General features: G+C 38.1%; 11 protein-coding genes and 1 tRNA gene. 5 read left to right on the top strand and 7 right to left on the bottom strand.

Annotated features, from left to right (window positions below):
- The first annotated feature begins 119 nt into the window (after nucleotides 1-119).
- Nucleotides 120-350, top strand: coding sequence for a helix-turn-helix domain-containing protein (locus D0469_RS03480; protein WP_199478329.1), 231 nt, complete (start codon nucleotides 120-122; stop codon nucleotides 348-350).
- A gap of 261 nt (nucleotides 351-611) precedes the next feature.
- Complete coding sequence (locus tag D0469_RS03475) at nucleotides 612-1,583, top strand: hypothetical protein (protein ID WP_117325240.1); 972 nt, start codon at nucleotides 612-614, stop codon at nucleotides 1,581-1,583.
- 15 nt (nucleotides 1,584-1,598) lie between these two features.
- Here D0469_RS03475 and D0469_RS03470 read toward each other — a convergent pair whose 3' ends face one another.
- Genes D0469_RS03470 through D0469_RS03460 form a run of 3 tightly spaced genes read right to left on the bottom strand, consistent with a single transcriptional unit; the run spans nucleotide 1,599 to nucleotide 4,048 of the window.
- A complete protein-coding gene (locus tag D0469_RS03470; RefSeq protein ID WP_117325239.1) occupies nucleotides 1,599-2,009 on the bottom strand; it encodes a hypothetical protein in 411 nt (136 codons plus the stop codon).
- 13 nt (nucleotides 2,010-2,022) lie between these two features.
- The gene (locus D0469_RS03465) at nucleotides 2,023-2,613 is read right to left on the bottom strand and encodes a replication-relaxation family protein (protein ID WP_117325238.1); all 591 of its coding nucleotides are present in this window, start codon (nucleotides 2,611-2,613) and stop codon (nucleotides 2,023-2,025) included.
- Nucleotides 2,540-4,048, bottom strand: coding sequence for an FtsK/SpoIIIE domain-containing protein (locus D0469_RS03460; RefSeq protein WP_325048927.1), 1,509 nt, complete (start codon nucleotides 4,046-4,048; stop codon nucleotides 2,540-2,542). Before D0469_RS03460 ends, D0469_RS03465 begins: the two co-directional genes overlap by 74 nt.
- 57 nt (nucleotides 4,049-4,105) lie before the next feature.
- Between D0469_RS03460 and D0469_RS03455 the strand changes: the two genes are divergently transcribed.
- Complete coding sequence (locus D0469_RS03455; RefSeq protein WP_117325236.1) at nucleotides 4,106-4,327, top strand: helix-turn-helix domain-containing protein; 222 nt, start codon at nucleotides 4,106-4,108, stop codon at nucleotides 4,325-4,327.
- 40 nt (nucleotides 4,328-4,367) lie between these two features.
- On the opposite strand, the gene D0469_RS03450 is transcribed toward D0469_RS03455, so the two are convergent.
- Nucleotides 4,368-5,225, bottom strand: a complete 858-nt coding sequence (locus D0469_RS03450) for a hypothetical protein (RefSeq protein ID WP_117325235.1) — start codon at nucleotides 5,223-5,225, stop codon at nucleotides 4,368-4,370.
- Between the two features lie 851 nt (nucleotides 5,226-6,076).
- On the opposite strand from D0469_RS03450, the gene D0469_RS20940 reads away from it, so the two are divergent.
- Nucleotides 6,077-6,173 (top strand) — tRNA-Ser (locus D0469_RS20940).
- A gap of 1,007 nt (nucleotides 6,174-7,180) precedes the next feature.
- Here the strand turns inward: D0469_RS20940 and D0469_RS03435 are convergent.
- From D0469_RS03435 to D0469_RS03425, 3 genes are read right to left on the bottom strand one after another with little or no spacing between them, the layout of a single operon-like run.
- The gene (locus tag D0469_RS03435) at nucleotides 7,181-7,552 is read right to left on the bottom strand and encodes a carboxymuconolactone decarboxylase family protein (protein ID WP_117325233.1); all 372 of its coding nucleotides are present in this window, start codon (nucleotides 7,550-7,552) and stop codon (nucleotides 7,181-7,183) included.
- Nucleotides 7,552-9,213 (bottom strand): thiamine pyrophosphate-binding protein, encoded by a 1,662-nt coding sequence (locus tag D0469_RS03430; RefSeq protein ID WP_117325232.1) that lies wholly within the window; start codon nucleotides 9,211-9,213, stop codon nucleotides 7,552-7,554. The genes D0469_RS03435 and D0469_RS03430 overlap by 1 nt, the downstream gene beginning before the upstream one ends.
- A gap of 14 nt (nucleotides 9,214-9,227) precedes the next feature.
- The gene (locus D0469_RS03425) at nucleotides 9,228-11,474 is read right to left on the bottom strand and encodes an EAL domain-containing protein (RefSeq protein ID WP_117325231.1); all 2,247 of its coding nucleotides are present in this window, start codon (nucleotides 11,472-11,474) and stop codon (nucleotides 9,228-9,230) included.
- Between the two features lie 632 nt (nucleotides 11,475-12,106).
- Between D0469_RS03425 and D0469_RS03420 the strand changes: the two genes are divergently transcribed.
- The gene (locus D0469_RS03420; RefSeq protein ID WP_117325230.1) at nucleotides 12,107-12,292 is read left to right on the top strand and encodes a hypothetical protein; all 186 of its coding nucleotides are present in this window, start codon (nucleotides 12,107-12,109) and stop codon (nucleotides 12,290-12,292) included.
- Nucleotides 12,293-12,391 lie beyond the last annotated feature (99 nt).

The raw sequence follows: 12,391 nt of genomic DNA, 5'->3' as shown, positions 1-12,391 counted from the left end.
CCCAAATAAATTAAATTTTTACTTAATTGGTACTTATATGAGTACCACCTATATTTTGTATTATATGGTACGTTTTTAGGTAACGTCAAGTGAAATTTGTAAATTATTTCGGAGGATTTTTGAATATGAAAGTTGTTGTAAAAATACGGGCTTTATTAGAGGATCGCGGCCTTTCATTAAGGGAATTATCCCGCCTTACCGACATACGCCACGCTACCCTTAGTGAATTGCAAAACGGAAAACGCGAAAACATAAATTTCGGACATATTGAACGGATTGCTGAAGCATTACATATTACTGACATACGCGATATAATTGATTTAATACATAACGAAGAAACCGCCAAATAATGGCGGCTTTTTTGTTCTCTATAATAATTTGGAGGTGTAGTCGTATGCCAAGAGGCAGCATAAGAAAACGGGGAAATAAATTTCAAATTACCATAGATCTATTCATTGATTATGTTAAAATTTATCAAAATTTGTAGATTTATAGCTCTACTAATGGTATAAAAGATTTAGGGTTTTGTAATATTTTTACTATCTTGTATAAACTTCCCTTGTGACGAATATTGTTTTGCCCGCAACAATTTAACAAGGAGACTACGGTTTATGAGATTTTCTGAGCTTTTTAATTTACCTTATCGCCATCAAAGACATTTCGAGTTTGTTAATATTAGAGTTGATTCTGATAATCGACTTTTCATTGACCCTACTCGTATTGCAGCAGAAAACAGTCAATGGAGTCATGAATGTGCAGAAATAATACAAGATTTTTTTCACACAATTTTTGATTTATACACTAGAGGAAATACAGGGAGAGCTAGGGATTTTTTTCGGTCATCAGGAGAATCAAATGAAATATTTTTAGGTTATACCGATGGTTTTCCAAGAGGGAATGGTAATTCAGAAGAGTCACTATTAAGAGTTTTCGATTTTGTTCATCAAGAAGGGTTATTAAACCAACAAATTGTCGGTAGACTTGAAGATTTCCATATCTTTGTTCCTGATTTTGGCCCTGATTTGCTATCAGATTTAGTAGCTAGTTTAATAAAATACGAGTTGGTTAAATTTACACAAGATCAGTGTCGATTACACGGTATCCCTTTAACTATTCAGTTGACAAGACCTTATTGGAATAAACAAACACATACTTGGGATACCCTTCAAGAAATGTTACCAGAGATTAGCGGAAATCCTATTGTTCTAATTCCTAAAAATATAGCAGTAGCAAGCTATTTATATGACGCAGGTAGATATTGGGTTCAAGTTGTTAGTCATTGGAGACAAAGACAGCATCAACATGAAGATTCGATTCTACATCGTTCTCGCCCGGAGAATAAAGAATTTGTCTCAAAAAAAGAAATAAGACGAGTAGAAATAAGAGAACAACATCTCACTGAAAAAAAATATCTAGTTGATATGACAAGACAAAATAGAGGAATGATTGTGGAATTCAGGCAAAATATAGAGAATACACAAAGAGGTACTAACTCCAATAAAATGGAGGATGACCAGTTAGAAAATTTCATTGAAAATTCATATGAATTAGCAGATGATTCTCAAATAGAGAGCGACCAATAATGGTCGCTTTTTTAATTACAACGATTTCGCAATTTCCACTAGCAAATCCATTAACAACGGCAGCATTTGAATTAACACATACCCTAGTCCCGCTTTTTGTATCATCGCCAGCCCCTTCTCGCTATTGCCGATCATTATAAAAATTCCACCGCCAAGCATCATTACAAGTCCAATCGGATAGCTTAGCGCCCGGACTAATTCAACCAACGGATTGAAAGCCGCTACCACTTTCGCAGTCACCGCCCCATTAACCGCCCCGGCTGCAGCGTATGATACGTCGCCGAACGTCAGGGAAAGGACTGTTACCCCGACCGTTACCGCAAACCTTACCGCTTTTTTCTTATCAAACTTCCCGACGTGGGGAACTCGAGTTCCCTGGTTCATAAATTCCTTTACCGACATTACTTCCGTTTTACGTTTAAACATTCCGACCACTCCCTTATTTGAATTCGCTTGCTAGGTAAACCCGGACATTCATACCTTCGAATAATGCCGTTAGTTGCTTTCGTCTATATTCCGTGGTAGTCACCCAAACAAAGACCGGCGGCTTATCAAACGCGTTCAGGTCCAGAAAACGGCGATACTTTTTGACCTTCTCCCGATTGGCAGACATTTTCTGCAAGTGGTCGATTTCGATAATGAAATAGGAGCCATCCTTCATAAATAGTGCATCGGCAACCACGGAAACCGCGCCCGGTATTTCCAACTTTATTTCATTCTTCCAACTGGCAGGACAACCAAGCGCGATATATAAATCGTTGCGCATAAGGAAATGGCGTGCTTGTTGCGTTTTCTTTAATGCCTTCTGACTGCCGACCCTTTCCCGGCCTTCCTTGTTCAAATAGTAGATATTTTCGTTATCGCGGAACGAGCAAAGATATACCGATAATTCTTTTAGGATTCGGTTAGCGTTTCTTTCGCCCCCTAAACTGTGCAATTTCTGAAGCTGCGACCGACTAGCAAATCCCAACTTCTTCAATGACAAGAGAATGTTTTCGTTGCGTTGTTCCTTTAATAAGGCTTGCGTCATGTTTATCGTCATCCTTTCGTGCGCGAATGATAATGTTCGGCTTTATCGTTTCGTTAATAAACTCGTTCTCTATTAACGGCGTTTGTACAATAGTGGTTCTATCAGTCTTATAAATCGCCCGGCCTTTTATCAACGGCAACTTTTCCGCCCCTTCTTCGTCCAGCACGGCCCGGCTTGCAACGCCAGTACCTAAACGGAAGCAAATACGAGCTGAGCAATTCTGCCTGACTTGCGGGCTTAGTGTTTCGTTGGTCGGATACTGTGTAGCATAGATTAACCGAAAGCCAGCGCCCCGGCCACGCCGCGCAATGTCTTTAATAATCGCCTGGCACGCTTTATCGTCCGAAATGTCGGCGGCTTCATCGATAACCACGAAATAGCGATCCGGGAAACCGGCCTCTTTTATATCCTCGAAATCATTCCGCAATAGATAGTCAATCCGTTCTTCCATTTTCGCTTGTGCCAGTGTCAACATTTCAAGCGCTTCGTCCGGTTTCTTTGCGATACCTTGCACTTGTTCCAGGGAGCGAAAACGATTAAACGCTAAGCCGCCTTTTAAATCGATAAGAAAGAACTTAACATTTTTCGTTTGTTTAGCGACTAATGTCGTGATTATGTTTTTTAGAAAAACCGATTTTCCGTAATCGGTCATTCCCGCAACGATTAGATGACAATGCTTTTCGAAATCGTGCTTGATTATCTGCGTTCTTGTAGTGCCGGCTGGAATCTCCCAGCCTTTCAACTTGTCGAGCATGCCGCGGTCATAATCGAATTTATCGGTCATCGGCGTGTCATAGACCTTAACGATCAGCAAGCCATTATAGGAAAGTTCGACTTCCTTTCTGGCCGCTTTCTTTTCCGTAAGTAAGCCTTTAATATCGCGTAGGATATTCGGACCCAACTTTAACGTTTTGAACGCCTGCAAAAACGATTTCACGTCCACATAGCTTTTACCGTTCAAGCCATCCTCGATATTTTCAACGCGTCTTTGAAAGTCACTAAACGAAAGCCCTAACGGAATCCGATACGCGTATTCCATGCCCCAATCTCGCTTACTTTTGCGAAGTAATTGCATCGTTTGCGCTTTACCTTGCTCCTTAACGGACAATCCAGCATTGGAACAAATCCGGGCAATTTTGCGGCCGTCATTCGTCATTCCGTTGACCGCCAGTGAAGAATAACCAACCAATCCGCCAACCACCGCGGAAGATAAAAGTTCGAAAAACATTGGCCCTGCACCACCCTTTCTATTTAAGAAATAGTCCCTTACGGTCGGAATACTAGAAAAAGGCTGCGAGCATTGATATCGCTGGACTTCTGCTATTCCTTTCACAATTCTTAGCCGGAATTTTATTCGGAATAACCGGTAGGAATAACGATAGGAATTCTGTTTGGTATAGCGTATTAGGCGCCGCCTGTCCGTTATTTTGCGCAAGGTATAAAAACGGACTTTTTAGACGAGAATGTATACAAAAACGGTAGGTGTATGGAAATGTTTGGACTAGGAAAGAAACGCACGAAATTCGGTAAATGGCTGGATCGCGAAGGTATTACGCAAATAGAAATCGAGGAAAAGGCAAAACTAGGGCGGGCGACTGTTTCACGGTTATGTAATGATTTCGAATATCAGCCGAAGTATGAAACGGTGGCGAAAGTTAAGAAGGCGCTGAAGCAGCTCGGCTATAATTTGCCGGACGATTATTTCGGAATGTAAACGCAAAAAAGCCCCGGCAATCAGCGCCAGGGCAATCCGTTTATTTAGTTTCCGATAAGTATTCAGCAGGCACCCATCCTATTGCGCCTGAGTCCTTTATTTTAATCTTTCCGCTTAGCACACCCTGTTCCAGTAACGTAATCGGCGTTCCTTTTTGTGCGACTATTGCCCGGCCCTCCAATATCATTGCGGCCAGTTCCTCCCTATTATTGGCTACCGCGAACTTAATCACATCGTCAAGGTTTTGCTTTGAATCCCCTAAGCCAACGATCACGTCTTCAGCAAGAAAGCCATTTTCGCCACTCATTAGAAAACCATCCGAATTGTTTGCGACCGGTTCCGTTGCTGTGGAAGTTGCCGGAGCTGGGGCTGGTTGTACCGTTTTCTTCGCTGTCCAGGACGTAGTTGCAACGCTTTTATTTTGCTTTGTCTTAAACCCTTCCATGACCGTCGCGCCGGCCTCATTCTTTGCGTATACCTCAACGTGATAACCATCGAACAACTCACCGTAATAGTCTTTGGTCGGGCTACTACCGTCAACATTCGATGAAAGTGTTCGAATGAAACTATCGCCCAAACTCTTTGCGTGTGCATCGTCATTGATGGCTGCCGCAAAGTTAAGTATTATTCGATCACCTTTTACCTCAATGCTTGCGTCTTTCACCCCGTCTGTTTCCTTGAAAAATTTCACCGCTGTTTCTTTCGCAAAATCACTGATTGGCAACTTTTCCGGCTCTTTGGGCGTTTCCTCTACCTTTTTCGCAACAACTTCCGGCTGCTTTTCCACTGGCTTTTCTAACGGTTCTACCGCCAATGGTTCCCGCGATTCCTCGCCTACATGCCCGCAGCCTGCCGTTATCAAGGCCACCATTCCTATCGCTATCATTCGTTTTATCATACGCCACCTCCGCATTATCTACCAATATTTTACTATGAAAGGTCGCGCGATTTCATTCAGATTTTATAACGACAAACTGACGGACAAGCCACGTAAACCCTATGAGGTTATTTTACTGCGCGGAAGTTTTTATCAGCAGATGCGCGGTTTTTTGACTGGCGGCCTGGGGGTCAGAAATCCATTAATATTTAACCATCAAAACGTATATTTATCCGTTATTAATTAATTATAATCATTCTAACGAAATCAGCGAAAGTTTGTGAAAATAACCGTTGAAGGAGACATAATACTGATTCTCGAACGTCGTTTCCTTGTGCAAACAGCGCCGTAATAACGTTATCAGTTAGTGCGACGCATTATCACCAATATCGGAGTGATCTGCGTTATTTCCCGTGAGGCTAATCGATAATACATACGTCAGACCCCAGCGTTAAGGCGAACGGAGTATACAGCCAATATACAGACCCCCCGAAATTTTTTAAGGCCGCGTCCATTCCTAGCAGTCAGCGGGTTAAATGTCCAATAAACCCTAATTTTGTCCGATTAAGTCCGATACGGAAACCTTACGAAATCTAAAGCGGAGTAAAGCGCGCCAATGTGCCGCAAACCCTTGATACGGATGGCTTTAACGGCATTACTGCGATACTTTATAACAGTAAAGGATTAACGTAAAATAGTACGTACACTTTATCGGACTAAAGCGTCTCTTATTGTCCGACATACCCTTTCGCAAAGTGACACCGTTCGACATATCCGGTTGACATTTACGCCCCTTTTCGGCAAAATAGCGTATGTAGGTACTACAATATTAAGCCGTAGGACTTGCGTTGACACTATCGGTCATACATAACGCCTCAATCACCGATGACATAACGTTTGACATATCGCATGACATTCCGAAACAGCCTCCTAAGCTGTAGGTCGTAGGTTCGACTCCTATCTGGGACGCTAAAGCAGACCCAAAAGAACCCTTATCTGACAAGGGTTCTTTTGTTATATATAAAATTCTACGAAACAGTTTCATTGCCGAAAATGCAAAATATGTATATGGCACTTTCATATCCCTGCAAACTCCTATCGGCAGAACAGTCTTATTAATAAAACAAGTAGCTTCAGCCAAAGCAAGAAAAATAAGATTATCATAATGAAAAATCAATGTCTACATTTTCGGGGTCACTTCATAATTTGCAGATGCTTCTTTTTTAGCAACAATTCAATCTTTTTTCACCTGTATATAAAACATATTTATCTCCCTGAACCACATGAAATGGCTGTCCCCTTACAATCAAAACCCACTCCTTATTCGCTAAGCAACGATAGTTCTGCCTGTTAATCCGTCGAACACTCCTGCCGCCTACTCATAAAAGGATATTTGAAACAAAATTTCGGAATCTATCCAAATAATCGGATAGGCTCTCTTTAAACTGTATCCTGTGCCAAAATCGTCCATACTGATTTTTATGCCAATACTTTTTAACTGACGTAATATCTTAATAGTAGTCCACATCCATAGCTATGCTTTCTGAATTTCAATATTTAGAAGTGAAGGCTACACCCCCTCTTACTTCAAAATATCTGTAATTACTCTCACAACCAATAATTTGATTTGAATGGACATAACTGGGGTTGATAATAAACAACAAATTCATTTCGTTTCCAACGCTTTGTGCAATTCTGTCTCTAACTCTAGCTGTTGAGATATGTGTGTATCACTCACTGGCTGGAAGAATGAAAAATTATTCCTCTCGGGCTCTTTCTGACTGCTTGCCGGCTGGAACAGTGGATGGTTGCTTTTCCCTAATATCGGTGTTTGAACTAATAAACTTATTCGTTTAATATGGCAAACTGCTCCGATAACTCATAAAAAAGAATTTCACGAAACAACCTCCATTTTTCCACAAACAAAACCTCGGTAATACCCCGAGGTCATGTGATTTATTAAATATGTATTACTATCATTCCATGTTTTTAAAAACACTACCTGCAATTTGCATCGCATGAACAGCTTTCGGAAATCCCACATATGCAGCACATTGTATAATAATCTCTTTAATTTCATTTTGAGAAAGACCAACCTTCAAGGCAGCTCTTATATGAAATTCAAGTTGATCAAATGCTCCTTGAGTAATAAGGGTAGTGAGAGTGATTATTTCTCTTTTTTCTAAAGATAACCCTTCCCTTGCATATACATCGCCAAAGCCAAATGCAACTATCATTTCCCAGAAATCAGCTGATATATTTTTCATATTTGACATATGATCAAACACTTCGGGAGAAACCATCTTATCTATGATTGATTTACCTGTATTAAATCTGTTATTCTCCATTATTGCCTCCCCATCGTAGGTGGAATTTCATCTTGGTTCACCAATACTTCAACTACAACTGGCTTTTTATACTTTTCAATCAAATCTAAACCTTTGTGTATAGCCTCTTCTAATTCTATTGCAGTAAAGCATTGAAAAGCTTCTAATCCCATTGATTCAGCAAATAAAGCTGCATTTAGTGGAGTTTCATAAACCGCTCCAATGGATTTGCCATCATTCATTTTTCTCATGCCCTTTTCAACCATATCTAACATACCATTATTTAAAACGATAAACAGTACTGGGGAATTATAGTTGAAAGCAGTTGAAATTTCAGTTCCATGCATAAACATACAGCCATCCCCGACTAAGCAAACGATATTTTTATCCGGAGCAGCTAATTTTGCACCAATAGAATAACCGATACCATGCCCCATTGCTCCAAAAATATCATCAAAGAAGAACGTACCTGGTTCATATATGTCAAAATATTTTATACCGTAGAAAGTATGACTTCCATCATCTCCAAAAATAATGGTATCATCAGGGAGTGAATTTCTAATCACTTTTACAGTTGTTTCAGATGACATACGTTTGTATTGAATGTCCATCTCTATTGCGTTGTCCTGTTTTGGTATCAGGAATTCTGAACTCTCTGTTTCACTAACCTTTTTCAGAATGACTTTTAGGTTGGAACGAATATCTCCAAGAACTGGGGTGGTAGGTACATTGATAGTTTTAGAGATAAAAGTTTGATCATAATCAAAATGAATAATACGTTTTGGATACATTTCTCTTGAGAATCCAGCCACTGACATATCGCTAAGTTTCGTACCAATGACTAATAATAAATCGACTCCACGGAGCAGGTAATCACTTGCTTCTATTGTTCCGCCTAATCCAAAGCCCCCTAAAGAGAGCATATGGTTTGTAATAAATGTTCCTTTCCCCCCTGGAGTCGTTATGACAGGAATATTCCAATTTTCAGCTAAAAGACGAACTTCCTTATAAGCTCTACTGGAATGAACACCTTTACCTAAAAACATGAGTGGACGTTTAGCTAAGTTTAATCGTTCCACCACATCATCCAATAAGGGTGAAATCATTTCATTAGAAGACGGTAAATCTATTTCGAAAGGCATAATTTCTTCTGTTAATATATCAAAAGGAATAGATAAATGAACGGGACCTTTTATACCGGATAGTGCTTTTTCTAGAGCGTGTTGTAAATATATTTGTAACATATTTCCACGTTCTACTCTAACACTAAATTTTGTTACATGCTTAAACATCTCAACTAAATCCGTACCAAATATAGTTGAATCCTGTCCCATGGGTTTACCAGTATCTTTCATTGCCGGGTGACCTGTAATAATCAGTAAAGGAATATTAGATGCTTTGGCTTGTCCTGCAGCTGTAAGTAAATTTGTTCCACCTGGACCCGAAGTACCAATCGCCACTCCTATTTTATTTTTCAATAATGAGTACCCTGCAGCTGCAAAACCAGCTCCTGTCTCATGTTTATTTAAAACAAATTCAATATCATGTTTATCTGAAGCATATATTAATGGAGATATGGCTTTACCAGGTATTCCAAATACGTGACTGATTCCCCAGCGTTTAAAATTTCTTGCTAAAATAGAGGCACTGGTTTCCTTCGTATCTATTAAAACACTTTCCATTATATTTATTAACCTCACATATATATAATCTTGTTCTTTTGTAATGAAGCATAAAATTGTTCAAATTGCTCAGAAGGAATCGGTTTACTAAATAAATAGCCTTGAATTTTATCACATTGATATTTTTTTAAAAAGTTTAATTGCTCTTTTGTTTCAACTCCCTCTGCAATAACCTCTAAACGAAGATTATGAGCTAAAGTGATAATAGCTTTTACAATATTAACATCGTTATGATCTTCCATCATATCTTTAACAAAAGAACGATCAATCTTTAAATAATCAATAGGAAACTTCTTAAGATAGCTTAGGGAACTATATCCTGTGCCAAAATCATCTATACTAATACAGATACCAAGGTTTTTTAATTGCCTAAGTACTTTTAGGGAATAATCGAAATCCATCGCCATCGATTCAGTTATTTCTAATACGAGGTATTCAGGGTCTAGTCCCGTATGGTCTAGCACCTTCTTTACAATACCCACTAAATTCCGTTTAAAAAATTGTTGGGCAGATAGGTTAACGGCAATCTTAATTGATTTCATTCCTGAATCTTGCCATTTTTTATTTTGAATACAAGCTTGTTCAATGACCCATTCCCCAATCTGTGTGATGAGTCCTGTCTCTTCAGCAATCTTAATAAATTTATCTGGATAAATTAACCCGAATTTAGGATGATTCCATCTAATGAGGGCTTCTGCGCCGACTATTTTTTCCGATTTATTACAAACTTGTGGCTGATAATGCAAAATGAATTCATTATTCTCCAACGCTTTTCTTAAATCTGTTTCAAGCTGTAATTCCTCTATCGAGTTACTTAACAAATCAGAGGTATATACAACATAGCGATTTTTACCTTGAGATTTAGCTTTGTACATGGCATTATCTGCATAAATCATAAACTCTTCAAGAGTTATGGTGTTGTTTCTATATATAGCAATACCAATACTAACCGTTGTATGAAATTCATTTGAGTTAACGGTGAAAGGTTTTTTAAATTCCTCTAATACGCACTCCGCTATTTCAATGACATAATTTTCATCTTGAAAGTCTTTTAATAAGAAAATAAATTCATCTCCACCCATACGAGCAAGTTGATCATTTCTTCCAAGGCATCCTAATAATCTCTTGGATACCTCTGCTAGTAATATATCTCCATTAGAGTGACCAAATGTGTCATTTATAACTTTAAATCGATCTAGGTCTAAAAACAAAATAGCTAATTTAGTCTCAGATCCAGATTTGTTGGTCTGAATAAGCAGGTCAATTTCTTTTTGTATATAACGCCTGTTAGGCAAACCTGTTAGATCATCATGATATGCTAAGTAGTTATATTTTTCTTCTATTAAATATCTATCGGTTATATCTCTGAATTGACCAAAAGCACCCACAATCTTAACATCTTCATATATTGGCTGTGCGTCGAATAAACAAACTACTTTTTCACCATTATTATTTATAAACTTGAGCTCTTCATTTTCAAACTTTTCTTCAAATTCGATCACACGTTTAAAATAATCTCCAGTTAGATCCGATTCAAAGATTCTCTTTCCGATAACAGACTTTCTGCTACGGTTTGAAATTTTCTGAGCAAAATCATTAAACTCTGTAGTAATACCCTTTTCATCTGTTATTACAATCCCATTTCTTGTTCTACTTAACATAATTTGATTCATGATATTAAGTTTCTTATTTTGCTTTCTAAGCAACAATTCTCTTTCAATGGAATCAACAACTTGTGATAACATTGTTAGAAATAAAGGATTTTGAAAAGAAATTGGCATCATGATACATACACTGCCTAATAAATTGTCTTCATCTGTATAATGAAATGCGGCCCCATAACAAGCTACTTCAAAAAGAAACTTATGATAATGATTATCCCCTATTAAGCTTATCGGATGTCTTTGCTGTAAAGCTAAGCTTATGACATTCGTACCCGTATCTTGCTGGGTGAAAAGACTTCCTTGTTTAATACCAAATTGCTCTACGGTAGACTTGATTGTTTCGTCACCTACCATATCTACCAAATACCCTTCGGAATCAGAGATTACTATCAATAATGGCGTCCCTTTTAATGAATCTAAGAGCTTGTTTGAAAAATAACTTACAACAGATAAAATTTCACTGTATGACTTTCTTTTACTGCGTAGTTCTTTATCTGTCATAAACTTTTTAGGACTAGCTATAACATTTGGATCCATTCCATTTTCTTTACACAGTCTTTTTGATTCAGTTATATAGAATGGTACTTTTTCACTCATTTTCATTACACCTCAAAGTTGTCAACAATTAATAGTTTCCATTTTAATAGTTATTATAAAAATGTTCCATATGAAATTAAAATTAAAAATATTCACTTTATTTAAATGAAAGACTTTAAAATATCTTTACGATTTTTAATCATAGGACATGGTATATAAATTGGGTAGTTGGATTTACCACTACTATATTTTGCACGTCCTCTTATACTGCCCGGTAGTTTACATACCATAATAAAAATAAATAAGCGCTTTGAACGTATTGTCCATGCAAAAAATGTACTACGATGGATATATACGGCCACTTATTAGAAGAAGTAAATAAAAGAGCAGCAGCAAGTATTGTAATATCGTTGTTAAATTGAAACGCCCTAACCGCCTGCTTACATTTCAAAATTTTTCTCCATATAAATTTCCCGAACTGAAGAATCTTTAATATTGGATTAAAAATCAGAAATTACGCAAATAGAAATCGAGGAAAAGGCAAAACTAGGACGAGCAGCTGTTTCGGGGTTAATGTAATGAGATTTTTACTTTCACCAAAATTTGAAACGCGGTAAAAGTTAATAAGATGCTGAAGCAGCTAAGCTATAATTAACCGGATAATTATTTCGGAGTGTAATGGAGGGTTTACGGTGAACAGTTTATTAGAGGCGAAGCTATTGTTGTCCAAAGTAAAAACGAAATTGCTCGACGTAACAGATCAGCTGGTATCAGATGACACTACAGATAAGCAGGACGCAATAGGACAATTGCTGAAAATTGTTGAGTATATCGAAAAAGAAGACATAACAGTCGAACAAATTAAAGAATCGCTCTAGCCAGCTGGCCAGGGCGCTTTTGTTGATCCAGTTCAAACGAGTAAACTTCAATGTTCTCATCTGAGAAAATGTTGGTAACGATCCACGATTATATCCGAA

The sequence above is a fragment of the Peribacillus saganii genome (assembly GCF_003429095.1).
GTDB lineage: Bacteria > Bacillota > Bacilli > Bacillales > DSM-1321 > Peribacillus > Peribacillus saganii.
This window is presented reverse-complemented; position numbering and strand designations above follow the sequence as displayed.

Coding starts and splice junctions, on each gene's coding strand:
- D0469_RS03470 (WP_117325239.1), bottom strand. CDS start 2,009: ATGTTTAAACGTAAAACGGAAGTAATGTCGGTAAAGGAATTTATGAAC.
- D0469_RS03465 (WP_117325238.1), bottom strand. CDS start 2,613: ATGACGCAAGCCTTATTAAAGGAACAACGCAACGAAAACATTCTCTTG.
- D0469_RS03455 (WP_117325236.1), top strand. CDS start 4,106: ATGTTTGGACTAGGAAAGAAACGCACGAAATTCGGTAAATGGCTGGAT.
- D0469_RS03435 (WP_117325233.1), bottom strand. CDS start 7,552: ATGGAGAATAACAGATTTAATACAGGTAAATCAATCATAGATAAGATG.
- D0469_RS03475 (WP_117325240.1), top strand. CDS start 612: ATGAGATTTTCTGAGCTTTTTAATTTACCTTATCGCCATCAAAGACAT.
- D0469_RS03430 (WP_117325232.1), bottom strand. CDS start 9,213: ATGGAAAGTGTTTTAATAGATACGAAGGAAACCAGTGCCTCTATTTTA.
- D0469_RS03425 (WP_117325231.1), bottom strand. CDS start 11,474: ATGAGTGAAAAAGTACCATTCTATATAACTGAATCAAAAAGACTGTGT.
- D0469_RS03450 (WP_117325235.1), bottom strand. CDS start 5,225: ATGATAAAACGAATGATAGCGATAGGAATGGTGGCCTTGATAACGGCA.